At 50.5% G+C, this 25,768-nt stretch carries 20 protein-coding genes, 7 tRNA genes, 1 pseudogene and 1 other annotated feature; of the genes and pseudogenes, 22 read left to right on the top strand and 6 right to left on the bottom strand.

The window, feature by feature from the left end; all coding sequences use genetic code 11:
• Positions 1 to 92: 92 nt before the first annotated feature.
• From asnB to SF4454, 8 genes are all read left to right on the top strand, one after another.
• Entirely contained in the window at positions 93 to 1,640 is a 1,548-nt protein-coding gene (asnB, locus tag SF0619; RefSeq protein NP_706549.1) for an asparagine synthetase AsnB, read from the top strand.
• 380 nt (positions 1,641 to 2,020) lie between these two features.
• Positions 2,021 to 2,097, top strand: a tRNA-Met gene (locus SF4448).
• A gap of 9 nt (positions 2,098 to 2,106) precedes the next feature.
• Positions 2,107 to 2,191, top strand: a tRNA-Leu gene (locus SF4449).
• 23 nt (positions 2,192 to 2,214) lie between these two features.
• A tRNA-Gln gene (locus tag SF4450) sits at positions 2,215 to 2,289 on the top strand.
• Between the two features lie 34 nt (positions 2,290 to 2,323).
• Positions 2,324 to 2,398: transfer RNA gene (locus SF4451), tRNA-Gln, on the top strand.
• A gap of 15 nt (positions 2,399 to 2,413) precedes the next feature.
• Positions 2,414 to 2,490 (top strand) — tRNA-Met (locus tag SF4452).
• Positions 2,491 to 2,537: 47 nt separating this feature from the next.
• Positions 2,538 to 2,612: transfer RNA gene (locus SF4453), tRNA-Gln, on the top strand.
• Positions 2,613 to 2,649: 37 nt separating this feature from the next.
• Positions 2,650 to 2,724 (top strand) — tRNA-Gln (locus SF4454).
• A gap of 153 nt (positions 2,725 to 2,877) precedes the next feature.
• On the opposite strand, the gene ubiF is transcribed toward SF4454, so the two are convergent.
• Positions 2,878 to 4,053: a 2-octaprenyl-3-methyl-6-methoxy-1,4-benzoquinol hydroxylase gene (gene ubiF / locus SF0620; protein NP_706550.2), complete on the bottom strand. Its 1,176-nt coding sequence runs from the start codon at positions 4,051 to 4,053 to the stop codon at positions 2,878 to 2,880.
• Positions 4,054 to 4,198: 145 nt separating this feature from the next.
• Between ubiF and yleA the strand changes: the two genes are divergently transcribed.
• The 11 genes and pseudogenes from yleA (at position 4,199) to ybeW (ending at position 16,224) form a co-directional block, all read left to right on the top strand.
• The gene (gene yleA / locus SF0621; protein ID NP_706551.1) at positions 4,199 to 5,623 is read left to right on the top strand and encodes a (dimethylallyl)adenosine tRNA methylthiotransferase; all 1,425 of its coding nucleotides are present in this window, start codon (positions 4,199 to 4,201) and stop codon (positions 5,621 to 5,623) included.
• 113 nt (positions 5,624 to 5,736) lie between these two features.
• Entirely contained in the window at positions 5,737 to 6,816 is a 1,080-nt protein-coding gene (gene ybeZ / locus SF0622) for a pho regulon ATP-binding protein (RefSeq protein NP_706552.2), read from the top strand.
• On the top strand, positions 6,813 to 7,280 hold the full coding sequence (ybeY, locus tag SF0623) for a metal-binding heat shock protein (protein ID NP_706553.1): 468 nt from the start codon (positions 6,813 to 6,815) through the stop codon (positions 7,278 to 7,280). Before ybeZ ends, ybeY begins: the two co-directional genes overlap by 4 nt.
• Positions 7,281 to 7,369: 89 nt before the next feature.
• On the top strand, positions 7,370 to 8,248 hold the full coding sequence (gene ybeX / locus SF0624) for a magnesium/cobalt efflux protein CorC (RefSeq protein NP_706554.1): 879 nt from the start codon (positions 7,370 to 7,372) through the stop codon (positions 8,246 to 8,248).
• Positions 8,249 to 8,272: 24 nt separating this feature from the next.
• Positions 8,273 to 9,811, top strand: coding sequence for an apolipoprotein N-acyltransferase (gene lnt / locus SF0625; RefSeq protein ID NP_706555.1), 1,539 nt, complete (start codon positions 8,273 to 8,275; stop codon positions 9,809 to 9,811).
• 396 nt (positions 9,812 to 10,207) lie between these two features.
• The gene (gene ybeJ / locus SF0626; protein NP_706556.2) at positions 10,208 to 11,116 is read left to right on the top strand and encodes a glutamate and aspartate transporter subunit; all 909 of its coding nucleotides are present in this window, start codon (positions 10,208 to 10,210) and stop codon (positions 11,114 to 11,116) included.
• Positions 11,117 to 11,285: 169 nt separating this feature from the next.
• Positions 11,286 to 12,026, top strand: coding sequence for a glutamate/aspartate transport system permease (gltJ, locus tag SF0627; protein ID NP_706557.1), 741 nt, complete (start codon positions 11,286 to 11,288; stop codon positions 12,024 to 12,026).
• Positions 12,026 to 12,700 (top strand): glutamate/aspartate transport system permease GltK, encoded by a 675-nt coding sequence (gene gltK / locus SF0628; protein ID NP_706558.1) that lies wholly within the window; start codon positions 12,026 to 12,028, stop codon positions 12,698 to 12,700. The genes gltJ and gltK overlap by 1 nt, the downstream gene beginning before the upstream one ends.
• Positions 12,700 to 13,425: a glutamate/aspartate ABC transporter ATP-binding protein gene (gene gltL / locus SF0629; RefSeq protein NP_706559.1), complete on the top strand. Its 726-nt coding sequence runs from the start codon at positions 12,700 to 12,702 to the stop codon at positions 13,423 to 13,425. Before gltK ends, gltL begins: the two co-directional genes overlap by 1 nt.
• Positions 13,426 to 13,542: 117 nt before the next feature.
• Positions 13,543 to 14,478, top strand: a complete 936-nt coding sequence (gene rihA, locus SF0630; protein NP_706560.2) for a ribonucleoside hydrolase 1 — start codon at positions 13,543 to 13,545, stop codon at positions 14,476 to 14,478.
• A gap of 83 nt (positions 14,479 to 14,561) precedes the next feature.
• Positions 14,562 to 16,224 (top strand) — a sequence feature (Similar to Escherichia coli K12 dnaK protein gi: 1786870 (557 aa). BLAST with identity of 98% in 554 aa. This CDS contains an in-frame stop codon. The sequence has been checked and is believed to be correct.).
• Positions 14,562 to 16,224, top strand: a pseudogene (gene ybeW / locus SF0631). Its footprint overlaps the feature before it by 1,663 nt.
• 67 nt (positions 16,225 to 16,291) lie before the next feature.
• Here ybeW and ybeV read toward each other — a convergent pair.
• Entirely contained in the window at positions 16,292 to 17,743 is a 1,452-nt protein-coding gene (gene ybeV, locus SF0632) for a hypothetical protein (RefSeq protein ID NP_706561.1), read from the bottom strand.
• A complete protein-coding gene (gene ybeU, locus SF0633; protein ID NP_706562.1) occupies positions 17,740 to 18,447 on the bottom strand; it encodes a tRNA ligase in 708 nt (235 codons plus the stop codon). The genes ybeV and ybeU overlap by 4 nt, the downstream gene beginning before the upstream one ends.
• A gap of 101 nt (positions 18,448 to 18,548) precedes the next feature.
• Here ybeU and ybeT point away from each other — a divergent pair, with 101 nt between their 5' ends.
• Positions 18,549 to 19,103 (top strand): hypothetical protein, encoded by a 555-nt coding sequence (ybeT, locus tag SF0634; protein NP_706563.1) that lies wholly within the window; start codon positions 18,549 to 18,551, stop codon positions 19,101 to 19,103.
• A 9-nt stretch (positions 19,104 to 19,112) separates the two neighbouring features.
• On the opposite strand, the gene ybeS is transcribed toward ybeT, so the two are convergent.
• Positions 19,113 to 20,540, bottom strand: coding sequence for a hypothetical protein (ybeS, locus tag SF0635; protein NP_706564.1), 1,428 nt, complete (start codon positions 20,538 to 20,540; stop codon positions 19,113 to 19,115).
• The gene (gene ybeR, locus SF0636) at positions 20,537 to 21,244 is read right to left on the bottom strand and encodes a hypothetical protein (RefSeq protein ID NP_706565.1); all 708 of its coding nucleotides are present in this window, start codon (positions 21,242 to 21,244) and stop codon (positions 20,537 to 20,539) included. The genes ybeS and ybeR overlap by 4 nt, the downstream gene beginning before the upstream one ends.
• A gap of 157 nt (positions 21,245 to 21,401) precedes the next feature.
• Between ybeR and ybeQ the strand changes: the two genes are divergently transcribed.
• Positions 21,402 to 22,385 carry a hypothetical protein gene (gene ybeQ / locus SF0637; protein ID NP_706566.1) on the top strand — a complete coding sequence of 328 codons (984 nt, stop codon included), beginning with the start codon at positions 21,402 to 21,404 and terminating at the stop codon, positions 22,383 to 22,385.
• Between the two features lie 69 nt (positions 22,386 to 22,454).
• Here ybeQ and ybeL read toward each other — a convergent pair whose 3' ends face one another.
• Positions 22,455 to 22,937 (bottom strand): hypothetical protein, encoded by a 483-nt coding sequence (ybeL, locus tag SF0638; protein ID NP_706567.1) that lies wholly within the window; start codon positions 22,935 to 22,937, stop codon positions 22,455 to 22,457.
• A 234-nt stretch (positions 22,938 to 23,171) separates the two neighbouring features.
• Here ybeL and leuS point away from each other — a divergent pair, with 234 nt between their 5' ends.
• Positions 23,172 to 25,754 carry a leucyl-tRNA synthetase gene (gene leuS, locus SF0639; protein NP_706568.2) on the top strand — a complete coding sequence of 861 codons (2,583 nt, stop codon included), beginning with the start codon at positions 23,172 to 23,174 and terminating at the stop codon, positions 25,752 to 25,754.
• Positions 25,755 to 25,768 lie beyond the last annotated feature (14 nt).

Below are 25,768 nucleotides of genomic sequence, written 5' to 3' on the forward strand. Positions count from 1 at the left end.
TGCCAAATAGCTTGCGCACAGTGCTGCTTTGCGGCATTTTTTTAAACAAGCAAACACAACAAGCAACAAATACCAGGTTAACGGAGAAGGTTATGTGTTCAATTTTTGGCGTATTCGATATCAAAACAGACGCAGTTGAGCTGCGTAAGAAAGCACTCGAGCTGTCACGCCTGATGCGTCATCGTGGCCCGGACTGGTCCGGTATTTATGCCAGCGATAACGCCATTCTCGCTCACGAACGTCTGTCAATTGTTGACGTTAACGCGGGGGCGCAACCTCTCTACAACCAACAAAAAAACCACGTACTGGCGGTAAACGGTGAAATCTACAACCACCAGGCATTGCGCGCTGAATATGGCGATCGTTATCAGTTCCAGACAGGGTCTGACTGTGAAGTGATCCTCGCGCTGTATCAGGAAAAAGGGCCGGAATTTCTCGACGACTTGCAGGGCATGTTTGCCTTTGCCCTGTACGACAGCGAAAAAGATGCCTACCTGATTGGTCGCGACCATCTGGGGATCATCCCACTGTATATGGGGTATGACGAACACGGTCAGCTGTATGTGGCCTCAGAAATGAAATCGCTGGTGCCAGTTTGCCGCACGATTAAAGAGTTCCCGGCGGGGAGCTATTTGTGGAGTCAGGACGGCGAAATCCGTTCTTATTATCATCGCGACTGGTTCGACTTTGATGCAGTGAAAGATAACGTGACCGACAAAAACGAGCTGCGTCAGGCACTGGAAGATTCCGTTAAAAGCCATCTGATGTCTGATGTGCCTTACGGTGTGCTACTTTCTGGTGGTCTGGATTCCTCAATTATTTCCGCTATCACCAAGAAATACGCAGCCCGTCGCGTGCATCACGAAATTCACTTCACTGTACAGGAAGGTCTGGATGCCATCCGCGACGTGATTTACCACATCGAAACTTATGATGTGACCACTATTCGCGCTTCAACACCGATGTATTTAATGTCGCGTAAGATCAAGGCGATGGGCATTAAAATGGTGCTGTCCGGTGAAGGTTCTGATGAAGTGTTTGGCGGTTATCTTTACTTCCATAAAGCGCCCAACGTTAAAGAACTGCATGAAGAGACGGTGCGTAAACTGCTGGCCTTGCATATGTATGACTGCGCGCGCGCCAACAAAGCGATGTCAGCCTGGGGCGTGGAAGCACGCGTTCCGTTCCTCGACAAAAAATTCCTTGATGTGGCGATGCGCATTAACCCGCAGGATAAAATGTGCGGTAACGGCAAAATGGAAAAACACATCCTGCGTGAATGTTTTGAGTCATACCTGCCCGCAAGCGTGGCCTGGCGGCAGAAAGAGCAGTTCTCCGATGGCGTCGGTTACAGTTGGATCGACACCCTGAAAGAAGTGGCGGCGCAGCAGGTTTCTGATCAGCAACTGGAAACTGCCCGCTTCCGCTTCCCGTACAACACGCCGACCTCAAAAGAAGCGTATCTGTACCGCGAGATCTTTGAAGAACTGTTCCCACTTCCGAGTGCCGCTGAGTGCGTGCCGGGCGGTCCTTCCGTCGCGTGTTCTTCAGCTAAAGCGATCGAATGGGATGAAGCGTTCAAAAAAATGGACGATCCGTCTGGTCGTGCGGTTGGCGTTCACCAGTCGGCGTATAAGTAAGAAATGCGGTACTGCCCCGGAGAAATCCGGGGCTGTTTTAGTTATTGCGCTGCTTGTTGATTCTGATATGCAGTAAGGAAATGTTCCGGGTTTGCCACATCACTGTTTGACAACTCATCACTGTAGGCCAGTATTTCATAGATTAATTTCCCACCACTATTGTTGAATTCCGAATTTCATCCTGTACGACAAAAGAATGGCTGTAGGGTGGGGAAAAACACAAAGTAAACAATAATTGACGAATATAGCGCCACGCTGTTCGCAACCTAAACCAAACAGTCACTTTCGAGCAATTTTCCTTGAAAAAGAGGTTGACGCTGCAAGGCTCTATACGCATAATGCGCCCCGCAACGCCGATAAGGTATCGCGAAAAAAAAGATGGCTACGTAGCTCAGTTGGTTAGAGCACATCACTCATAATGATGGGGTCACAGGTTCGAATCCCGTCGTAGCCACCATCTTTTTTTGCGGGAGTGGCGAAATTGGTAGACGCACCAGATTTAGGTTCTGGCGCCGCAAGGTGTGCGAGTTCAAGTCTCGCCTCCCGCACCATTCACCAGAAAGCGTTGTACGGATGGGGTATCGCCAAGCGGTAAGGCACCGGTTTTTGATACCGGCATTCCCTGGTTCGAATCCAGGTACCCCAGCCATCTTCTTCGAGTAAGCGGTTCACCGCCCGGTTATTGGGGTATCGCCAAGCGGTAAGGCACCGGTTTTTGATACCGGCATTCCCTGGTTCGAATCCAGGTACCCCAGCCATCGAAGAAACAATCTGGCTACGTAGCTCAGTTGGTTAGAGCACATCACTCATAATGATGGGGTCACAGGTTCGAATCCCGTCGTAGCCACCAAATTCTGAATGTATCGAATATGTTCGGCAAATTCAAAACCAATTTGTTGGGGTATCGCCAAGCGGTAAGGCACCGGATTCTGATTCCGGCATTCCGAGGTTCGAATCCTCGTACCCCAGCCAATTTATTCAAGACGCTTACCTTGTAAGTGCACCCAGTTGGGGTATCGCCAAGCGGTAAGGCACCGGATTCTGATTCCGGCATTCCGAGGTTCGAATCCTCGTACCCCAGCCACATTAAAAAAGCTCGCTTCGGCGAGCTTTTTGCTTTTCTGCGTTCATTCAATGTCGAATGCGATGTTGACACGTCTTATCCTTCAATGTCGGATGCGACGCTGCCGCGTCTTATCCGACCTACGGCTGGCACGCATCCGGCAATGTTGTAAGGCTACAACCCTAACGCATATTTCAGCGCCTGACGTTTCAACACGCCAGCACGCTCTGCCGCCATTAACCCGAGATTACGCACAAAACGCAGCGGCGGCAGATTATTACTGAATCCGGCATAAAACAGATCCATACCACTTTGCATAATGAAGTTATCCGCCATGCGCCGCATCTGGTAACGCTTGAGGACAGGATAACTGGCCCACGCTTCACCGTAGCTGCGGGCATTCACCAGAACATCAATCAGGGCATCGACATCACGATAACCAAGATTCACCCCCTGCCCCGCCAGCGGATGGATGGTATGCGCGGCATCGCCCACCAGCGCAAGCCCCGGCTGCACATACTGCAACGCATGTCGGCGCGTCAGCGGAAACGCACCAGCGGCAAGCGGTGTAACGTAACCCAGACGCGACGGGAAATGCTTCGCGATTTCCGCCTGGAGTTGCGCCATATTCATATTCTGCAACTGGCGAATACGCGTCGGAGAGTCATACCACACCAGCGATGCCCAGTTATCAAACAACGGCAGAAACGCACGCGGTCCGTCCGGGGTAAATTGCTGCCAGGTGCTGTCGCCGGGATCGTTCTCACACTGTACGCTAATCAACATGCACGACTGCGCATACTGCCAGGCATGAACGCCAATTCCCGCCATCTGCCGCACCTGAGAATTTGCGCCGTCGGCACCAATCACCAGTTTCGCGCGGATCGTTTCACCGCCCTTCAGTTCCAGCTCCTGAAGATCATTATCTCGATGTAATGCAATCAGCGAGGTTGGCACACGTAACGTTACTTTCGGATGCGCTTCCAGCGCCTGCCACAACGCCTGTTGCAGGACTGTGTTTTCCACCATGTAGCCAAGCAACGGCAACTTTAATTCGGCTGCGTCAAATACCACATGTGCCGTTTCCCACTCCCAGGTTTCCAGTCTGCGGTAAGGATGGCAACGCATAGCCTGTACTGCATCCCAGACCCCTAACCCTTTAAGCAATGATACCGAAGCCGCGCTGATCGCCGAGATCCGCACGTCCGGTTGGCTGTCAGCGACAAACGGTGCAGGTTCTGCGTGCTCGATCACCGTTACCGAAAATCCGTGCTGTGCCAGCCCCAGCGCCAGTGCGCCGCCGACCATTCCTCCGCCGACAATGGCAATTTCCGTTGGTTGATTTGTCATGGTCAATCATCCTGTTAGCAATATGCTTTAAGTTTACAGGATTTTTACCCCCAAGGGCTGATAACGCTCATACTGGTCACAACGGCAGCAAAGCATTACACTATGCGCCCTGCATTCCTGGCTACTATTTCGCAAGAGCAAGTCGATGACCAAAAAACTCCATATTAAAACCTGGGGCTGTCAGATGAACGAGTACGATTCATCGAAGATGGCCGATCTGCTGGATGCCACCCACGGCTATCAACTGACCGACGTGGCGGAAGAAGCGGATGTGCTACTGCTGAACACCTGCTCAATCCGCGAGAAGGCTCAGGAAAAAGTCTTCCATCAGTTGGGTCGCTGGAAACTGTTAAAAGAGAAGAATCCAGACCTGATTATCGGCGTCGGTGGCTGCGTGGCATCGCAAGAAGGCGAGCACATTCGCCAGCGCGCCCACTATGTCGATATTATTTTTGGGCCGCAAACGCTGCACCGTCTGCCGGAGATGATCAACTCCGTGCGCGGCGACCGCAGCCCGGTTGTAGATATCAGCTTCCCGGAAATCGAGAAGTTTGACCGTCTGCCGGAACCGCGCGCCGAAGGGCCGACCGCGTTTGTCTCCATCATGGAAGGCTGCAATAAATATTGCACCTACTGCGTGGTGCCTTACACCCGTGGTGAAGAGGTAAGCCGTCCGTCTGACGATATTCTGTTTGAGATTGCCCAGCTTGCGGCTCAGGGCGTGCGTGAAGTCAACCTGCTCGGTCAGAATGTGAATGCCTGGCGTGGTGAGAACTACGACGGCACCACCGGATCGTTTGCCGATCTGTTGCGTCTGGTTGCTGCGATCGACGGGATCGATCGTATTCGCTTTACCACCAGCCATCCGATCGAATTCACCGACGATATCATCGAAGTGTACCGCGACACGCCTGAGCTGGTGAGCTTCCTGCATCTGCCGGTACAGAGCGGTTCCGATCGCATTCTGAACCTGATGGGACGTACCCATACGGCGCTGGAGTACAAAGCGATCATCCGTAAACTGCGTGCGGCGCGTCCGGATATTCAGATCAGTTCTGACTTCATTGTTGGCTTCCCTGGCGAAACCACCGAAGACTTCGAGAAAACGATGAAGCTGATTGCCGACGTCAATTTCGACATGAGCTACAGCTTTATCTTCTCTGCACGTCCAGGAACGCCTGCCGCCGATATGGTTGATGATGTTCCGGAAGAAGAGAAGAAGCAGCGTCTGTATATTCTGCAAGAACGTATCAATCAGCAAGCGATGGCATGGAGCCGTCGGATGCTCGGCACCACCCAGCGTATTCTGGTAGAAGGGACTTCGCGTAAGAGCATCATGGAGCTTTCCGGGCGTACCGAAAATAACCGCGTGGTCAACTTCGAGGGCACACCGGATATGATCGGTAAATTCGTCGATGTAGAAATTACCGACGTCTACCCGAACTCTCTGCGCGGTAAAGTGGTGCGAACTGAAGATGAAATGGGTCTGCGCATGGCAGAAACACCGGAGTCGGTGATTGCCCGCACCCGCAAAGAAAACGACCTTGGCGTGGGTTATTATCAGCCGTAATTCTCAGGCCTGCCGTTCCGGTGGGCCTTGTTTTTTCTCTCTTTATCCCCATCTTTATCGCAATGCTTGCGCCTTTTTCCTGTGGCGTGAATAATTTCCTTATAGGCCGGTGAATGTTCAGCTTCCGGCGGCATACAGATAAGAGGAACGGTTTGAACATAGACACTCGCGAAATCACCCTGGAGCCAGCAGACAATGCGCGTCTGTTGAGCCTGTGCGGCCCGTTTGATGACAACATCAAGCAGCTCGAACGCCGTCTCGGCATCGAGATCAATCGCCGCGATAACCACTTTAAACTGACCGGCCGTCCGATTTGCGTCACCGCTGCGGCAGACATTCTGCGTAGCCTGTATGTCGATACTGCCCCGATGCGCGGTCAGATTCAGGATATCGAACCGGAACAGATCCACCTTGCGATTAAAGAAGCGCGGGTACTGGAGCAAAGCGCGGAGAGCGTGCCGGAGTACGGCAAAGCGGTCAATATCAAAACTAAACGCGGCGTAATTAAGCCGCGCACGCCAAACCAGGCGCAGTACATCGCCAATATTCTCGACCATGACATTACCTTCGGCGTTGGCCCGGCGGGTACGGGTAAAACCTACCTGGCAGTGGCTGCGGCAGTTGATGCCCTGGAGCGTCAGGAAATTCGCCGTATTCTGCTGACTCGTCCGGCGGTCGAAGCCGGTGAGAAACTGGGCTTCCTGCCTGGCGATTTAAGCCAGAAAGTAGACCCGTATCTGCGCCCACTGTACGACGCGCTGTTTGAAATGCTGGGCTTTGAGAAAGTCGAGAAACTGATTGAGCGCAACGTTATTGAAGTCGCGCCGCTGGCCTATATGCGTGGTCGTACGCTGAACGACGCGTTTATCATTCTCGATGAGAGCCAGAACACTACCATCGAACAGATGAAGATGTTCCTGACCCGTATCGGTTTTAACTCAAAAGCGGTTATCACCGGCGACGTCACACAGATCGACCTGCCGCGTAATACTAAATCAGGCTTACGTCATGCCATTGAAGTGCTGGCCGATGTCGAAGAGATCAGCTTTAACTTCTTCCACAGCGAAGACGTGGTTCGTCACCCGGTGGTGGCGCGTATCGTTAACGCTTATGAAGCCTGGGAAGAAGCAGAACAAAAACGTAAAGCGGCGCTGGCAGCAGAACGCAAGCGCGAAGAACAGGAACAAAAATGAGTCAGGTGATCCTCGATTTACAACTGGCATGTGAAGATAATTCCGGGTTACCGGAAGAGAGCCAGTTTCAAACATGGCTGAATGCGGTGATCCCGCAGTTTCAGGAAGAGTCGGAAGTGACTATTCGCGTGGTCGATACCGCCGAAAGCCACAGTCTGAATCTGACCTATCGCGGTAAGGATAAGCCGACCAACGTGCTCTCCTTCCCGTTTGAAGTGCCGCCTGGCATGGAGATGTCGCTACTGGGCGATCTGGTTATCTGCCGTCAGGTGGTTGAGAAGGAAGCTCAGGAGCAAGGCAAACCACTGGAGGCGCACTGGGCGCATATGGTGGTGCACGGCAGTCTGCATTTGTTAGGTTACGATCACATTGAAGATGACGAAGCAGAAGAAATGGAAGCCCTCGAAACAGAGATTATGCTTGCTCTGGGCTATGAGGATCCGTACATTGCCGAGAAAGAATAATTTGCCAGGCATTTGACTGGCAGACGTCCCCGCCGTTGGTGATTAACGACGGCGTTTTGATTAACTAACATGAGAACCCATACGACGCCATGAGCGACGACAATTCACACAGTAGTGACACGATAAGCAACAAGAAGGGATTTTTCTCCCTGTTACTCAGCCAACTTTTCCACGGTGAACCGAAAAACCGTGACGAACTGCTGGCGCTGATCCGTGATTCCGGGCAGAACGACCTTATCGACGAAGATACGCGCGATATGCTCGAAGGGGTGATGGACATCGCAGACCAACGCGTTCGCGACATCATGATCCCCCGCTCCCAGATGATTACCCTGAAACGCAACCAGACGCTGGACGAATGCCTTGATGTCATCATCGAGTCCGCCCACTCACGTTTCCCGGTGATTAGCGAAGACAAAGATCACATTGAAGGGATTCTGATGGCGAAAGACTTGCTGCCGTTTATGCGCAGCGATGCTGAAGCCTTCAGCATGGACAAAGTGTTACGTCAGGCGGTTGTCGTTCCTGAAAGTAAGCGCGTAGACCGGATGCTGAAAGAGTTTCGCTCTCAGCGTTACCACATGGCGATCGTTATTGACGAATTCGGTGGGGTTTCCGGTCTGGTGACCATTGAAGACATCCTGGAACTGATTGTTGGTGAGATTGAAGACGAGTATGACGAAGAAGATGATATCGACTTCCGTCAGCTGAGTCGTCATACCTGGACCGTGCGCGCACTGGCTTCCATTGAAGACTTCAACGAAGCGTTCGGCACCCACTTTAGCGATGAAGAAGTCGACACTATCGGTGGTCTGGTGATGCAGGCGTTTGGGCATCTTCCGGCGCGTGGCGAAACTATCGACATCGACGGTTACCAGTTCAAAGTGGCGATGGCCGATAGTCGGCGTATTATTCAGGTTCATGTCAAAATCCCGGATGACTCACCCCAGCCAAAGCTGGATGAATAAAACCGAAACTGGATAGATAACTACATGGATTTTGCCTCATTAATTGAACGCCAGCGCATTCGCCTGCTGCTGGCGTTATTATTCGGTGCCTGCGGAACGCTGGCCTTCTCTCCTTACGACGTCTGGCCTGCGGCGATTATTTCGCTGATGGGGCTTCAGGCGTTGACCTTTAACCGTCGCCCACTCCAGTCTGCCGCTATTGGCTTTTGCTGGGGATTTGGCCTCTTTGGCAGCGGTATTAACTGGGTCTATGTCAGCATCGCGACCTTTGGCGGGATGCCTGGCCCGGTTAACATCTTCCTGGTGGTGCTGCTGGCGGCGTATTTGTCGCTGTATACCGGACTGTTTGCTGGCGTGCTGTCGCGTCTGTGGCCGAAAACCACCTGGCTGCGCGTGGCGATTGCCACCCCTGCTCTCTGGCAAGTGACCGAGTTTCTGCGCGGTTGGGTGCTGACTGGCTTCCCGTGGTTACAGTTCGGCTATAGCCAGATTGATGGCCCGTTAAAAGGGCTGGCACCGCTAATGGGCGTGGAAGCCATTAACTTCCTGCTGATGATGGTTAGTGGCCTGCTGGCACTGGCGTTGGTCAAACGCAACTGGCGTCCGCTGGTGGTGGCCGTCGTGCTGTTTGCCCTACCCTTCCCGCTGCGTTACATCCAATGGTTTACCCCGCAACCGGAGAAAACCATTCAGGTTTCGATGGTTCAGGGCGATATTCCGCAATCGCTGAAATGGGACGAAGGCCAGCTTCTTAATACGCTAAAGATTTACTACAACGCAACGGCACCGCTGATGGGCAAATCATCGTTGATTATCTGGCCGGAGTCGGCGATAACCGATCTGGAAATTAATCAGCAACCGTTCCTCAAAGCACTGGACGGTGAGTTGCGTGATAAAGGTAGCTCGCTGGTAACCGGGATTGTCGACGCGCGTCTCAATAAGCAGAACCGCTACGATACCTACAACACCATCATCACGCTGGGTAAAGGTGCACCGTACAGCTACGAATCAGCCGATCGCTATAACAAAAACCATCTGGTGCCGTTTGGCGAGTTTGTCCCGCTGGAGTCGATTCTGCGTCCGTTAGCACCGTTCTTTGATCTGCCGATGTCGTCGTTCAGCCGTGGGCCATATATCCAGCCGCCGCTGTCGGCAAATGGTATTGAGCTTACTGCGGCTATTTGCTACGAGATTATTCTCGCCGAGCAAGTGCGCGATAACTTCCGCCCGGATACCGACTACCTGCTGACTATCTCCAACGATGCGTGGTTTGGTAAATCTATTGGTCCATGGCAACACTTCCAGATGGCGCGAATGCGTGCGCTGGAGCTGGCGCGCCCACTGTTGCGCAGCACCAACAACGGCATTACGGCGGTGATTGGCCCGCAGGGTGAGATTCAGGCGATGATCCCGCAGTTCGCCCGCGAGGTGTTAACCACTAACGTGACGCCGACCACCGGACTCACACCATACGCACGTACCGGCAACTGGCCGCTGTGGGTGCTGACGGCACTGTTTGGTTTTGCTGCTGTGTTGATGAGTCTGCGTCAGCGACGTAAATAATCCCTTCTTATCGTGCCGGAATACATCCCATATTTCGGCACGCTCACCGGATGCGGCATCAGTGCATTATCCGGATAACAATATTCTCCTATCCAACTTTGGCACATCTATTGCTTTGTTATACAAGGCAAAGCTTGAACCAGCATCAGTACAACCCGGTTGCACCACAGCAATCCACCGGTAGCACCAAAAGAGTGCATTTTAAGAATTTTGCTTCAGAATGGTGCGGTGCACCTCGCAAAAACAAACAATAAAACATCAATATCTTTACATTTAGCCAAACTAAATGTTACCTAACAGGCACAACACTGCACAATAAAGTTGCAGACGATAACAACACAAACACTCACAACGGGTATCCATGCGTTCTTAACGCAGAAGATAAAGGTGTTGGATATGCAATTACGTAAACCTGCCACAGCAATCCTCGCCCTGGCGCTTTCCGCAGGACTGGCACAGGCAGATGACGCCGCCCCGGCAGCAGGCAGTACGCTGGACAAAATCGCCAAAAACGGTGTGATTGTCGTCGGTCACCGTGAATCTTCAGTACCTTTCTCTTATTACGACAATCAGCAAAAAGTGGTGGGTTACTCGCAGGATTACTCCAACGCCATTGTTGAAGCAGTGAAAAAGAAACTCAACAAACCGGACTTGCAGGTAAAACTGATTCCGATTACCTCACAAAATCGTATTCCACTGCTGCAAAACGGCACTTTCGATTTTGAATGTGGTTCTACCACCAACAACGTCGAACGCCAAAAACAGGCGGCTTTCTCTGACACTATTTTCGTGGTCGGTACGCGCCTGTTGACCAAAAAGGGCGGCGATATCAAAGATTTTGCCGACCTGAAAGGCAAAGCCGTAGTCGTCACTTCCGGCACTACCTCTGAAGTTTTGCTCAACAAACTGAATGAAGAGCAAAAAATGAATATGCGCATCATCAGCGCCAAAGATCACGGTGACTCTTTCCGCACCCTGGAAAGCGGTCGTGCCGTTGCCTTTATGATGGATGACGCTCTGCTGGCCGGTGAACGTGCGAAAGCGAAGAAACCAGACAACTGGGATATCGTCGGCAAGCCGCAGTCTCAGGAAGCCTACGGTTGCATGTTGCGTAAAGACGATCCGCAGTTCAAAAAGCTGATGGATGACACTATCGCTCAGGTGCAGACCTCCGGTGAAGCGGAAAAATGGTTTGATAAATGGTTCAAAAATCCAATTCCGCCGAAAAACCTGAACATGAATTTCGAACTGTCAGACGAAATGAAAGCACTGTTCAAAGAACCGAATGACAAGGCACTGAACTAATTACAAGAACCAGGGGCGGAAATTCCAGCCCTCTCGATTGTTACGTAGCACGGACAGACTATACGCCTGATGGTCGTTCCCCATCGGGCCTGAAAACCGCAATACGCTGGGTAACAATCTTCGAGGGTAGCAGTTAACGCTGCTACCCTCTTTTTTCTGGAGTAGATTTATGTCTATAGACTGGAACTGGGGTATTTTTTTACAACAAGCCCCGTTCGGCAATACCACCTATCTTGGTTGGGTCTGGAGTGGTTTTCAGGTGACGATCGCTTTGTCGATCTGCGCCTGGATTATCGCTTTCCTCGTCGGTTCATTTTTCGGCATTTTACGTACCGTTCCAAACCGTTTTCTCTCCGGTCTGGGTACGTTGTATGTCGAACTGTTCCGCAACGTGCCGTTGATTGTGCAATTCTTTACCTGGTATCTGGTGATCCCGGAGCTGCTGCCGGAGAAAATCGGCATGTGGTTTAAGGCCGAGCTGGATCCCAATATTCAGTTTTTCCTTTCATCCATGCTCTGCCTGGGGCTGTTTACCGCCGCCCGTGTTTGCGAACAGGTACGCGCCGCTATTCAGTCGCTACCGCGTGGGCAGAAGAATGCCGCGCTGGCGATGGGCCTGACGCTACCGCAGACTTATCGATACGTACTGCTGCCTAATGCTTATCGCGTTATCGTCCCGCCGATGACTTCCGAGATGATGAACCTGGTGAAAAACTCCGCCATCGCCTCGACCATCGGTCTGGTGGATATGGCGGCGCAGGCGGGTAAATTGCTCGACTACTCGGCTCACGCCTGGGAGTCGTTTACCGCCATCACGCTTGCGTATGTGTTGATTAACGCTTTTATCATGCTGGTGATGACGCTGGTTGAACGTAAAGTTCGCCTGCCCGGCAACATGGGGGGCAAATAATGTACGAGTTTGACTGGAGTTCCATTGTTCCTTCCCTGCCATATCTGCTCGACGGGCTGGTGATCACCCTGAAAATCACCGTCACGGCAGTCGTGATTGGTATTTTGTGGGGTACCATGCTGGCGGTGATGCGCTTGTCCAGCTTCGCGCCTGTTTCGTGGTTTGCCAAAGCCTACGTTAACGTATTCCGCTCGATTCCTTTAGTCATGGTTTTGCTGTGGTTTTACTTGATTGTGCCGGGATTTCTGCAAAATGTGCTGGGATTATCGCCAAAAAATGATATTCGTTTAATTTCGGCGATGGTGGCGTTTTCGATGTTTGAAGCGGCCTACTATTCAGAGATTATCCGTGCCGGTATTCAAAGTATTTCCCGTGGTCAGTCGAGCGCCGCGCTGGCGTTGGGGATGACTCACTGGCAGTCGATGAAACTGATTATTCTGCCGCAGGCTTTCCGCGCGATGGTGCCGCTGCTGCTCACTCAGGGCATCGTACTGTTCCAGGATACCTCGCTGGTGTATGTGTTATCTCTGGCCGATTTCTTCCGTACCGCCTCAACCATTGGTGAGCGTGATGGTACGCAGGTCGAGATGATCCTGTTTGCCGGATTTGTTTATTTCGTTATTAGCCTTAGCGCGTCGTTGTTGGTCAGCTACTTGAAAAGAAGGACAGCATAATGATTACCCTGAAAAATGTTTCAAAATGGTATGGTCACTTTCAGGTGCTGACCGACTGCTCAACCGAAGTGAAAAAAGGCGAAGTGGTGGTGGTTTGCGGCCCGTCTGGTTCCGGCAAATCAACGCTGATTAAAACCGTCAACGGCCTCGAACCAGTGCAGCAAGGTGAAATCACCGTCGATGGTATCGTGGTTAACGACAAGAAAACCGATCTGGCAAAGCTGCGCTCCCGCGTCGGGATGGTATTCCAGCATTTCGAGCTGTTCCCTCATCTGTCGATTATCGAAAACCTGACCCTGGCGCAGGTGAAAGTGCTTAAACGCGATAAAGCGCCCGCTCGTGAAAAAGCATTGAAATTGCTGGAGCGCGTGGGACTTTCCGCACATGCCAATAAATTTCCGGCGCAGCTTTCCGGCGGTCAGCAGCAGCGCGTGGCAATCGCTCGCGCATTGTGTATGGCTCCTATTGCGATGCTGTTCGACGAACCGACATCGGCGCTGGATCCGGAGATGATCAACGAAGTGCTGGACGTGATGGTGGAACTGGCGAACGAAGGAATGACCATGATGGTGGTGACCCACGAAATGGGCTTTGCCCGCAAAGTGGCGAATCGGGTGATCTTTATGGACGAGGGTAAAATTGTCGAAGACTCGCCGAAAGACGCTTTCTTCGATGATCCGAAATCGGACCGCGCAAAAGACTTCCTCGCGAAAATCCTGCATTAATCACTCTGGCGCACATACCCAATTGCGCGCCATCTCACGCTTTATCGTTTCGCCCCTCGTATCTGTTACATCCTGGCGTTACCCTTGTCGCAAAGAAGCACACAACAAGGAGCAACAATGGCACTGCCAATTCTGTTAGATTGCGACCCAGGTCATGATGACGCTATCGCAATAGTTCTCGCACTCGCCTCACCAGAGCTTGATGTCAAAGCAATTACGTCTTCCGCCGGAAACCAGACACCAGAAAAAACCTTACGCAATGTTCTGCGTATGCTGACCTTGCTTAATCGCACCGATATTCCGGTGGCAGGCGGCGCGGTAAAACCGTTAATGCGTGAGTTGATTATCGCGGACAATGTGCACGGCGAAAGCGGTCTCGACGGCCCGGCATTACCGGAACCGACGTTCGCACCGCAAAACTGTACGGCGGTGGAGCTGATGGCGAAAACGCTGCGCGAAAGTGCGGAACCTGTCACGATTGTTTCTACCGGACCGCAAACTAACGTTGCCTTGCTGCTCAATAGCCATCCGGAACTGCATAGCAAAATTGCCCGTATCGTGATTATGGGCGGCGCAATGGGGCTTGGTAACTGGACGCCTGCGGCTGAATTTAATATTTACGTTGACCCGGAAGCGGCAGAAATTGTCTTCCAGTCAGGGATCCCGGTGGTGATGGCCGGTCTGGATGTTACTCATAAAGCGCAAATCCACGTTGAAGACACCGAGCGTTTCCGCGCGATTGGCAACCCTGTTTCAACCATTGTTGCCGAACTGCTGGATTTCTTCCTCGAATATCATAAAGACGAAAAATGGGGCTTTGTCGGCGCACCGCTGCATGACCCATGCACCATCGCCTGGCTGTTGAAACCCGAGTTGTTTACCACTGTTGAGCGCTGGGTTGGCGTGGAAACACAGGGGAAATATACCCAGGGTATGACGGTTGTTGATTATTATTATCTGACTGGCAATAAACCGAATGCCACTGTAATTGTCGATGTTGATCGTCAGGGCTTTGTTGATTTACTGGCTGATCGTCTGAAATTTTACGCTTAACACTCGTCATTGATTAAGATCACCACGCGTTACCTGGGTGGTCTTAATCTATTTATCTCTTTTTCTTTCAAGATATAAATGCAATGGATAATGCAGAACTCGCCATAGGTATCGATCTCGGCACTACCAATAGTTTAATTGCCGTCTGGAAAGACGGTGCCGCGCAATTAATTCCAAATAAGTTCGGTGAATATTTAACACCATCCATAATTAGCATGGATGAAAATAATCATATTTTAGTCGGAAAACCGGCTGTATCACGGCGTACTTCGCATCCGGATAAAACGGCAGCGTTATTTAAACGTGCAATGGGCAGTAATACCAACTGGCGGTTAGGCAGCGACACATTTAACGCGCCAGAACTGTCCTCTTTGGTATTACGCTCATTAAAAGAAGATGCCGAAGAATTTCTGCAACGTCCGATTAAAGATGTGGTGATCTCCGTTCTGGCTTATTTCAGCGATGAACAACGCAAGCATACCCGTTTAGCAGCGGACTTAGCCGGGTTAAATGCGGTACGCTTAATTAATGAACCCACAGCAGCTGCGATGGCGTATGGCCTGCATACCCAACAAAATACCCGTTCGCTGGTGTTTGATCTCGGTGGCGGCACGTTTGACGTTACGGTGCTTGAGTACGCCACGCCGGTGATTGAAGTTCACGCCTCCGCTGGCGACAACTTCCTCGGTGGCGAAGATTTTACCCATATGTTGGTCGATGACGTTTTAAAGCGCGCGGATGTCACAAGGACCACGCTTAACGAGAGTGAACTGGCAGCCTTGTACGCCTGTGTGGAAGCGGCAAAATGTAGCAATCAATCGCCAATGCACATTCGCTGGTAGTACCAGGATGAAACGCGGGAATGCGAATTTTACGAGAACGAACTGGAAGATTTGTGGTTGCCGCTGCTCAATCGCTTGCGAGTGCCGATTGAACAGGCGTTGCGCGATGCGCGTCTGAAGCCGAGTCAAATCGACAGTCTGGTGCTGGTTGGCGGCGCGTCACAAATGCCGCTGGTGCAGCGAATCGCCGTGCGTCTGTTTGGCAAATTACCGTATCAAAGTTACGATCCGAGCACCATTGTCGCGCTGGGCGCAGCAATCCAGGCCGCCTGCCGCTTACGCAGTGAAGATATTGAAGAAGTGATCCTCACTGATATTTGCCCTTACTCGTTGGGCGTTGAGGTTAACCGCCAGGGCGTTTCCGGCATTTTCTCGCCGATTATTGAACGAAACACCACTGTGCCCGTGTCGCGTGTAGAAACTTATTCAACCATGCACCCGGAACAGGATTCAATTACGGTTAACGTCTATCAGGGAGAAAACCACAAAGTTAAAAACAACATTCTGGTGGAATCCTTCGATGTGCCGTTGAAGAAAACCGGGGCTTATCAGTCGATTGATATTCGCTTTAGTTATGATATCAACGGGTTGCTTGAAGTTGACGTGCTTCTGGAAGACGGCAGCGTTAAGTCCAGAGTGATTAACCACAGCCCGGTAACATTGAGCGCGCAGCAGATTGAAGAGAGTCGGACGCGGTTATCCGCATTGAAAATTTATCCGCGCGATATGCTCATCAATCGCACCTTTAAAGCCAAACTGGAAGAGTTGTGGGCGCGGGCGCTGGGTGACGAGCGAGAAGAGATTGGCCGGGTGATCACCGATTTTGATGCGGCGCTGCAGTCAAACGATATGGCCCGCGTCGATGAGGTCAGGCGGCGGGCGAGCGTTTATTTAGCCATTGAGACCTCATAATCACGGCTGCCGGATGCGGCGTAAATGCTGCATCCGGCATCGGCGCAAAAAACACATCGTCAACTAAACAACATCGCGATTTTGCCGAGAGCATAACCTATAACCAGCACCGTTAAACTGATTTTGATAATGCTGGTAATGCTCTGTGGTTTTTCACCCTCATCATTTTTTTCTTCATGGTTTTCAGGTGTTGGCTCATCGACATCTTCATCCTCCGGCTCGAGTTTTACTTTCGTCAACAGCATCCGGGTGATAATGGCCTCTAATGGATGAGCATCTCCGCCTTCCAGCCTTGTATTAAGACGGGCCAGCATCTCTTGTTTCGGAAACGCTTCAAGTACTACCTGTTCCGCTACCCGATACAAATCCAGTAACGGTGAATCTTCTTCTGTCTCGCTACCGACTCTCGATTTCCACCACGCCCATGCTTTGCGTTTGAAGAATAACGACTCAATAAACGATTGACCTAACGGCGATAATTTTCCGCTATGTAAAATTTCCGCCCATAACAGCCGCGTCCGGGCGCTCTCACCAGGAACATATTTCAGCGGTTGACCTTGCGCATCTACCATGCTCCGCGCTTCGATAACCATCACTAATAACGCGAAATAATCCGGGCAATGACGCTTGCTCCACTGCAACAACAAATTATCAGCTTGTGTAGATGGGTAACTTTCCCAGTACGCGCCGAGATCAGCAAGCAGGCTTTCCCCCTCGCCGCAGTACAAACGTTGTGCACACTGGTAATACCGGGCATCTTCGCTTTCTGGTTCTTCCGCTTGCCACTGTTTGGCTACAGGAATGAGTTCCACCATACCTGTTTGCACCGAGCTGTACCAGCGCAACAGTTTGCGATGTAACTTTGCATCATCAGGAATGAACCACGGTCCTTCCATCGCCAAAAACGCAGTGACATAGTCAGGATGGTAACGGCAGCAACGTTCCAGCGCGAAGTAATATTCAACAGTCTGGTTCTGTAACGCGACGGGATATTCCAGAAGGCTAAGGAAATCGAAACAATCACCAGCCTGAATGGCCTCAAGAAAAGCCTCCCTTTCTTCCTCATCCATTCCTTCGCTGTCATTAAACGAATGCCAGTTCAAACGCTCTGCCAACAAAGAAGCACAATTTAATGACAGATATCGCGCTTCTATAGCGATTGCACACAGCGGCCAGCGTAATTGATCGACATCCTCCATGTTCCAGGTATTTAATTGCTGAATAAATTTCTGCCAGGCGGAGGGCTGAAAACGATCACTTTCTGAATCCAGTAATGTCCTGAATGCACGTAGTATTTCATGTTCAGCGGTGGCATCTTTTTCTTCATCATCTGCTTCCTCGACAGGATTTACCGCCAGTCGCAGCGCCTCTTCATAGGCCTGGCGTAATGCTTTAAACCCCTGCGGATCGGTTTCGGGATGACACAACGGTAAGCGAGCAAGATAAGCCTGGCGGATAATGTCTATTTGCGTCGTGCTTTCAATTTCGAGGATTTGCCAACATGTTTTCATAGGTCGCTCACATCCTTAAGCGTTACCGGGCATTCAGGCTGGACAGTTAATGGCTGCCAGGGAAGCGTGGCATAGAAACGGTCGCTTCCCGCTGCCAGCTCTTCGAACATCCGACTCCCGGCGCTATCGTATTTGTACAGGGTTAGCGCCTCGCGTAGCGAAGCGTTGTCTTCGCACTGAGAAGATTGCCAGTAGAGACGCCCTAGTGAATAGGCAGAAAAATAGTGCATCCAGCTGTGATAGTAATGGTGAGCTCGTGCATAGACGCGCGATTGCAGCCATAAACTCTCTTCTTCCGTCAGCCAGTTGTTGAGCACACCGGCCCGTGACAGAAATCCCATTCGAACATAATCCCAGGCTTTGATTCCCCCTTCTCCACAGCACATAGCGGTTTGGGCAACGAATTGGGTATAAATCAACCCTCTCTCCGAGCCACCAGCAATTAATGCTTTCCACTCTTCAGGGGAAGAGCGTTGCCATGTCAGATATAAGCCAGCTAAATCATTGGCATGACCATCATCAGTCATCTGATAAATAGTCTGAATTAAATCATCACGATTATTTATTCCCCAGGATGATGAGAGATCGAATTCTTTTATCCCGGTATACATTTTTGGCGAGTCATGCGCGGGTTTGCAACTCTGATTAAGTATTTCCATGGGCGCAGAAAGCGCAAAAAGAAGATATTGTTCTTCCTTATTCATTTTTTAATAATCCCTTAAGTGCATTAACTGACTACTTTTTTATTATTGATGAGTATAAACTTGACGCTTTCAAAATAAAAAGAAAATCGAAGCATTCACACATGAATAAAAAATTAATGTATATATTCGCAATTTTTATAGTTGCAGCAATTACCTGTATTAGCCAACCCAAGAAAACGATGTTGCGTGATAAAGCCATGGTGAATTATGCCTTTGATTATTTAAGATCACCAGGCAGTCTACCGTTAACCACGGCAGCCACGGAGCTTTCCGCGATTCATGGTCACTCAACATCGCAATATCGCCTTGGCGAATTTTATCTTCATGGTAGCGACGGTAAACCACTGGATTATACACAGGCGAGATACTGGTATGAGCAATCAGCAGAACAGGAAAATCCGCGCGCACAAAGCAAACTGGGGTGGATCTACCTGAAAGGCCTGGGAGTCAAACCCGATACCCGTAAAGCAATTCTCTGGTATAAGGAAGCAGCTGAACAAGGGTATGCTCATGCTCAATATACTTTGGGTTTGATCTACAGAAATGGCACTGGTATTAATGTTAACCATTATGAATCTCAAAAATGGTTAAAACTGGCCGCCAAACAACATTACAAAAATGCGGAAAGATTACTTGCCGGACTTCCCGCACATTAACGTCGACTGTCACCCGAAGAGATGGAGTATTTTCCCTATCAAACCGGCAAAGATAAAAATGTAGAAAATAATTTTGATGACGCCCAGACAGCCCAGCCCGCCATCATCAACGGGCATTGGCTGCGGTTGCGGCTCCGGCTCGACGGTTTCCTGACCGGTAAAATTCGCCGCCTGAATTAATAATCGACGAATAATTAATGCTTCCAGTGGACAACGATCTTCTGCATCAAGGCGGCTCACAATCGGCATTAATGATTCTTCTGTCGGTTGGCTGGCCTGCACTAATTGTTTGGCAACTAAATATAATGGCCATAAGGGATGTTCTGTATCACGCGTGAGTGAGATCCGCGGCTTACGTCCTTTGTGCAAAACCATCTCGACCAGTGAACGCCCCAGCGCAGAGAGTTTTTCATCGCTGAGTATTTCGTATAAATGAAAACGCGTACGGGCGCTGTCGCCGGGGACATAAAGTAGCGGTTTTCCCTGATCGTTAACCAGATCACGCGCTTCAATCATCATCACCACTAATGGGTAATAATAGACCCGATGCTGACGGCACCATTGCAACATTAAAGCATCCGCCTGGGTGGAGGGATACTCGCGCCAGTAGTAACAAAGTTCTGCCAGCAGGCTTTCGCCTTCTCCACAATAGACGCGTTGTGCGTATTCATAATAACGCGCATCTTCATTATCAGGTTCAGCTTCCCGCCACGACCGGGCGTAATCCAGGAGTTCGGGGATTCCCAGGCGGCTTGCGCTATACCAGCGGAGTAAATTTCTGTGCAGTTTTGCATCATCGGGGATAATCACTGCGCGATGTTGCGCTAAATACAATGTCAGCCATTCTGGATGCGATGACCAAATCCGAGCGAACATTTGGTAAAAATCGATGGTGTCATTTTGCACGGCAACTGGCAGATGCAGAATGGTCTGGAAGTTAAAAACATTCCCCTTCGCAATGGCATATAAAAAGGATTCCAGTTCTTCTTCGTCTATTTCCCCGACGTTTTCCTCCTGCAACCACCGCAATCTTTCTGCTAATAACACCACGCACTCGAAGGATAAATGGGCAGTGTTCATGGCGATTGTGCACAGCGACCAGCGTAATTCATCAATCTCTTCCATCGAGCAATAATTTAATTGCTGAATGAATCGCTGCCAGGCGGAGGGCAGAAAACGTTCGCTATCAGAGGCAAGTAACGCGCGAAAGGCGAGCAGAATTTCATGTTCTGCTACCTCATATTCTTCTGGTTGCCAAACAGATTTAGCAGGCGACTGCGCAATCCGTAGCGCCTCCTCATACGCCTGACGAAGTTGTTTAAAACCCTGCGGATCGGTTTCTGGATGAAAGGACGGTAACAGCGCCAGATAAGCGCGGCGGATAATATCGACGTCAGTCGTTTCCTCTATATCGAGGATCTTCCAGCAATTTTTCATAAGTCGCTCATATCCTTAAGCGTTTCCGGGCATGTGGGGTAGTCAGCCAGTGGTTGCCAGGACAAGGTAGGGTAATACGCATCATCACTGGCAAATAATTGATAAAACATATCATTGCCGGAATCGTCGTATTCTTTACGCGCTAAGAATTCGCGTAATAAAGGCAGATGATCATCTTCGGGAGACTGCCAATATTGCCGACCAAAGGTATAACCGGCAAAGTATTGCCGCCAGTTACTATAATAACGTAGAGCCCGTAGATGAATACGCGACTGGATCCATAGACTTTCTTCTTCACTCAACCAGTTATTAAGTACGCCCATTCGACTTAAAAAACCCATCCGGACATAATCCCATGCTTTAATTCCTCCCTCACCACAGCATTCGGCTGTGCTGGCGACAAATTGCGCATAAGCCTGACCTTGCTCATTTAATTCAGCAAGATAGTCACGCCATTCACATGGAGAATAACGAAACCAGCGGTGATAAAACCCTGCCAACCGATCGGCATGACCGTTCTCGATCATTCGGTGAATTATGCGCAGCAGGTCATCACGGTCATCAATTCCCCATGAGGAAGAAAGGTCAAAAAAGCATGTACCTAAATACATTTTGGGGGATGAATGCGAAGGTAAACAGCATTCATTGCGTATTTCCATCGGAGTGGAAAGTGCAAACAATATTTTTTGCGACCCCATGTCCATATAATTTATCCTTAAACATTCATTTAATGAATGTAAACTACATTTCGAGGCTCAGTTATTTATACTTTTCTGACGCAACATAATACGCATAAAATAAGGCTTACGCAAAAATGGAACACATAAAAATATAATATATTTTATCTACAACCATAAGGAAATGATAATGATTTTTACGTCAAGTTGCTGCGATAATTTATCAATAGATGAGATTATCGAACGTGCTGAAAAAGGCGATTGCGAGGCTCAATATATTGTTGGGTTTTATTATAATCGCGATAGCGCAATTGACTCTCCGGACGACGAAAAGGCCTTTTACTGGCTGAAGCTGGCCGCTGAGCAAGGTCATTGTGAAGCACAGTATTCCTTAGGGCAAAAGTATACCGAGGATAAAAGCCGTCATAAAGATAATGAGCAAGCCATCTTCTGGCTGAAAAAAGCTGCCCTACAAGGCCATACTTTCGCTTCCAACGCCCTTGGCTGGATACTGGATCGTGGAGAAGACCCCAACTATAAAGAAGCGGTTACCTGGTATCAGATAGCCGCGGAGAGCGGAATGTCTTATGCGCAAAATAATCTTGGATGGATGTACAGAAATGGCAACGGAGTCGCACAAGACTATACGCTGGCATTTTTCTGGTACAAACAAGCTGCATTACAAGGCCATAGTTACGCACAAGACAATCTGGCCGATCTTTATAAAGACGGAGAAGGCGTTGCTCAAAACAAGACACTCGCCGCATTCTGGTATTTGAAAAGCGCACAGCAGGGTAATCGGCACGCCCAGTTTCAAATTGCATGGGATTATAACGCTGGCGAAGGGGTGGACCAGGACTATAAGCAAGCGATGTACTGGTATCTGAAGGCTGCCGCTCAGGAAAGCGTCGGCGCTTACGTCAACATCGGTTATATGTATAAACACGGACAAGGCGTTGAGAAAGATTATCAGGCTGCCTTTGAATGGTTTACGAAAGCCGCTGAATGCAATGACGCCACTGCCTGGTATAACCTGGCCATTATGTATCACTACGGAGAAGGAAGACCTGTCGATCTCCGACAGGCTCTCGACCTGTATCGTAAAGTTCAGTCATCCGGAACCAGAGATGTCAGTCAGGAAATTCGTGAGACTGAAGCTTTACTGTAGAAATAAAAACAAGGGCCGGGGAATTTCATTCTGCCCATATTCTCTTTATTGCTGTGCGAAATCAGACTATTACGGCTCAAACGGGCGTCTCTGGAACTGGTCATAACCACATTTCGGGCATAGCGTCAGCACTTCCGGTGTGTAGATCGGGAGATGGAAGTGACATTTCTCGCAGACCAGATTTCCCAGCCCGACCACTTCTCCGCTGTGATAAACCCCATGATGATTGAGGTCCTGGAAAATTTCGCGCCATTCAAGCTGCGTTTTATCGGTGATGTCTGCCAGCTCCTGCCACAAGCTTTCTTTAATCACCCGCATAAAGACGCTGTCAGATTCTTCTTTCAGGCTCTCTTCATAGCTCATGGCGAACTCTTCCAGGTCACGTCTGACAGCTCGCGTCAGCTCATCGATCTCGGTTCGCGTTAACTCCCCTGTTTTTATTACGCGCTCGCGCGCCTGTTCCACCAGTGCGTCGATATCACGTTCGCCATTGCGCAGGCGTTCGTTCAGTGACGCGACCAGTTCACGGTAATATTGAGCAACCTTGTTCATCGTTTCATCTCCCGGGTCGTTAACTGACTATAATAATAGACGTTCTTTGTTCCTTGCTTTGCTAATACGCCCACAAACTCTGTAAATTAATGTACGAATAATCCGGGCATCATTTCAACGTCGAGTGCGCGAAAGGCTGTTTTGACGCGGACGTTTGGGCTATGCTATGCGGATCTGAAAAACCACCTCAACGCTACATTTGTAGCCGTATTGAAAACAGGACCACTGGCTGCCATGCAAGAGCAATACCGCCCGGAAGAGATAGAATCCAAAGTACAGCTTCATTGGGATGAGAAGCGCACATTTGAAGTAACCGAAGACGAGAGCAAAGAGAAGTATTACTGCCTGTCTATGCTTCCCTATCCTTCTGGTCGACTACACATGGGCCACGTACGTAACTACACCATCGGTGACGTGATCGCCCGTTACCAGCGCATGCTGGGCAAAAACGTTCTGCAGCCGATCGGCTGGGACGCGTTTGGTCTGCCTGCGGAAGGCGCGGCGGTGAAAAACAACACCGCTCCGGCACCGTGGACGTACGACAACATCGCGTATATGAAAAACCAGCTCAAAATGCTGGGCTTTGGTTATGACTGGAGCCGCGAGCTGGCAACCTGTACGCCGGAATACTACCGTTGGGAACAGAAATTCTTCACCGAGCTGTATAAAAAAGGCCTGGTATATAAAAAGACTTCTGCGGTCAACTGGTGCCCGAACGACCAGACCGTACTGGCGAACGAACAAGTTATCGACGGCTGCTGCTGGCGCTGCGATACCAAAGTTGAACGTAAAGAGATCCCGCAGTGGTTTATCAAAATCACTGCTTACGCTGACGAGCTGCTCAACGATCTGGATAAACTGGATCACTGGCCAGACACCGTTAAAACCATGCAGCGTAACTGGATCGGTCGTTCCGAAGGCGTGGAGATCACCTTCAACGTTAACGACTATGACAACACGCTGACCGTTTACACTACCCGCCCGGACACCTTTATGGGTTGTACCTACCTGGCGGTAGCTGCGGGTCATCCGCTGGCGCAGAAAGCGGCGGAAAATAATCCTGAACTGGCGGCCTTTATTGACGAATGCCGTAACACCAAAGTTGCCGAAGCTGAAATGGCGACGATGGAGAAAAAAGGCGTCGATACTGGCTTTAAAGCTGTTCACCCATTAACGGGCGAAGAAATTCCCGTTTGGGCAGCAAACTTCGTATTGATGGAGTACGGCACGGGCGCAGTTATGGCGGTTCCGGGTCACGACCAGCGCGACTACGAGTTTGCCTCTAAATACGGCCTGAACATCAAACCGGTTATCCTGGCGGCTGACGGCTCTGAGCCAGATCTTTCTCAGCAAGCCCTGACTGAAAAAGGCGTGCTGTTCAACTCTGGCGAGTTCAACGGTCTTGACCATGAAGCGGCCTTCAACGCCATCGCCGATAAACTGACTGCGATGGGCGTTGGCGAGCGTAAAGTGAACTACCGCCTGCGCGACTGGGGTGTTTCTCGCCAGCGTTACTGGGGCGCGCCGATTCCGATGGTGACGCTGGAAGACGGTACCGTAATGCCAACCCCGGACGACCAGCTGCCGGTGATCCTGCCGGAAGATGTGGTGATGGACGGCATTACCAGCCCGATTAAAGCAGATCCGGAGTGGGCAAAAACTACCGTTAACGGTATGCCAGCGCTGCGTGAAACCGACACTTTCGACACCTTTATGGAGTCCTCCTGGTACTATGCGCGCTACACTTGCCCAGAGTACAAAGAAGGTATGCTGGATTCCGAAGCGGCTAACTACTGGCTGCCGGTGGATATCTACATTGGTGGTATCGAACACGCCATTATGCACCTGCTCTACTTCCGCTTCTTCCACAAACTGATGCGTGATGCAGGCATGGTGAACTCTGACGAACCAGCGAAACAGTTGCTGTGTCAGGGTATGGTGCTGGCAGATGCCTTCTACTATGTTGGCGAAAACGGCGAACGTAACTGGGTTTCCCCGGTTGATGCTATCGTTGAACGTGACGAGAAAGGCCGTATCGTGAAAGCGAAAGATGCGGCAGGCCATGAACTGGTTTATACCGGCATGAGCAAAATGTCCAAGTCGAAGAACAACGGTATCGACCCGCAGGTGATGGTTGAACGTTACGGCGCGGACACCGTTCGTCTGTTTATGATGTTTGCTTCTCCGGCTGATATGACTCTCGAATGGCAGGAATCCGGTGTGGAAGGGGCTAACCGCTTCCTGAAACGTGTCTGGAAACTGGTGTACGAGCACACAGCAAAAGGTGATGTTGCGGCACTGAACGTTGATGCGCTGACTGAAGATCAGAAAGCGCTGCGTCGCGATGTGCATAAAACTATCGCTAAAGTGACCGATGATATCGGCCGTCGTCAGACCTTCAACACCGCAATTGCGGCGATTATGGAGCTGATGAACAAACTGGCGAAAGCACCGACCGATGGCGAGCAGGATCGCGCTCTGATGCAGGAAGCACTGCAGGCCGTTGTCCGTATGCTCAACCCGTTCACCCCGCACATCTGCTTCACGCTGTGGCAGGAACTCAAAGGCGAAGGCGATATCGACAACGCGCCGTGGCCGGTTGCTGACGAAAAAGCGATGGTGGAAGACTCCACGCTGGTCGTGGTGCAGGTTAACGGTAAAGTCCGTGCCAAAATCACCGTCCCGGTGGACGCAACGGAAGAACAGGTTCGCGAACGTGCTGGCCAGGAACATCTGGTAGCAAAATATCTTGATGGCGTTACTGTACGTAAAGTGATTTACGTACCAGGTAAACTCCTCAATCTGGTCGTTGGCTAAGCGCGGGAGGAAGC

This window comes from Shigella flexneri 2a str. 301 (assembly GCF_000006925.2).
In the GTDB taxonomy this organism is placed as follows: domain Bacteria; phylum Pseudomonadota; class Gammaproteobacteria; order Enterobacterales; family Enterobacteriaceae; genus ECMA0423.

What these genes read in the sequence shown, in the direction of transcription:
- asnB (NP_706549.1), top strand. Translation starts at nt 93, where the DNA reads ATGTGTTCAATTTTTGGCGTATTCGATATCAAAACAGACGCAGTTGAG.
- gltJ (NP_706557.1), top strand. Translation starts at nt 11,286, where the DNA reads ATGTCTATAGACTGGAACTGGGGTATTTTTTTACAACAAGCCCCGTTC.
- gltL (NP_706559.1), top strand. Translation starts at nt 12,700, where the DNA reads ATGATTACCCTGAAAAATGTTTCAAAATGGTATGGTCACTTTCAGGTG.
- ybeT (NP_706563.1), top strand. Translation starts at nt 18,549, where the DNA reads ATGAATAAAAAATTAATGTATATATTCGCAATTTTTATAGTTGCAGCA.
- ybeQ (NP_706566.1), top strand. Translation starts at nt 21,402, where the DNA reads ATGATAATGATTTTTACGTCAAGTTGCTGCGATAATTTATCAATAGAT.
- ybeY (NP_706553.1), top strand. Translation starts at nt 6,813, where the DNA reads ATGAGTCAGGTGATCCTCGATTTACAACTGGCATGTGAAGATAATTCC.
- lnt (NP_706555.1), top strand. Translation starts at nt 8,273, where the DNA reads ATGGATTTTGCCTCATTAATTGAACGCCAGCGCATTCGCCTGCTGCTG.
- leuS (NP_706568.2), top strand. Translation starts at nt 23,172, where the DNA reads ATGCAAGAGCAATACCGCCCGGAAGAGATAGAATCCAAAGTACAGCTT.
- ybeJ (NP_706556.2), top strand. Translation starts at nt 10,208, where the DNA reads ATGCAATTACGTAAACCTGCCACAGCAATCCTCGCCCTGGCGCTTTCC.
- ybeS (NP_706564.1), bottom strand. Translation starts at nt 20,540, where the DNA reads ATGAAAAATTGCTGGAAGATCCTCGATATAGAGGAAACGACTGACGTC.
- ybeU (NP_706562.1), bottom strand. Translation starts at nt 18,447, where the DNA reads ATGAATAAGGAAGAACAATATCTTCTTTTTGCGCTTTCTGCGCCCATG.
- ybeX (NP_706554.1), top strand. Translation starts at nt 7,370, where the DNA reads ATGAGCGACGACAATTCACACAGTAGTGACACGATAAGCAACAAGAAG.
- ybeZ (NP_706552.2), top strand. Translation starts at nt 5,737, where the DNA reads ATGTTCAGCTTCCGGCGGCATACAGATAAGAGGAACGGTTTGAACATA.
- ubiF (NP_706550.2), bottom strand. Translation starts at nt 4,053, where the DNA reads ATGACAAATCAACCAACGGAAATTGCCATTGTCGGCGGAGGAATGGTC.
- ybeV (NP_706561.1), bottom strand. Translation starts at nt 17,743, where the DNA reads ATGAAAACATGTTGGCAAATCCTCGAAATTGAAAGCACGACGCAAATA.
- rihA (NP_706560.2), top strand. Translation starts at nt 13,543, where the DNA reads ATGGCACTGCCAATTCTGTTAGATTGCGACCCAGGTCATGATGACGCT.
- ybeR (NP_706565.1), bottom strand. Translation starts at nt 21,244, where the DNA reads ATGGACATGGGGTCGCAAAAAATATTGTTTGCACTTTCCACTCCGATG.
- ybeL (NP_706567.1), bottom strand. Translation starts at nt 22,937, where the DNA reads ATGAACAAGGTTGCTCAATATTACCGTGAACTGGTCGCGTCACTGAAC.
- yleA (NP_706551.1), top strand. Translation starts at nt 4,199, where the DNA reads ATGACCAAAAAACTCCATATTAAAACCTGGGGCTGTCAGATGAACGAG.
- gltK (NP_706558.1), top strand. Translation starts at nt 12,026, where the DNA reads ATGTACGAGTTTGACTGGAGTTCCATTGTTCCTTCCCTGCCATATCTG.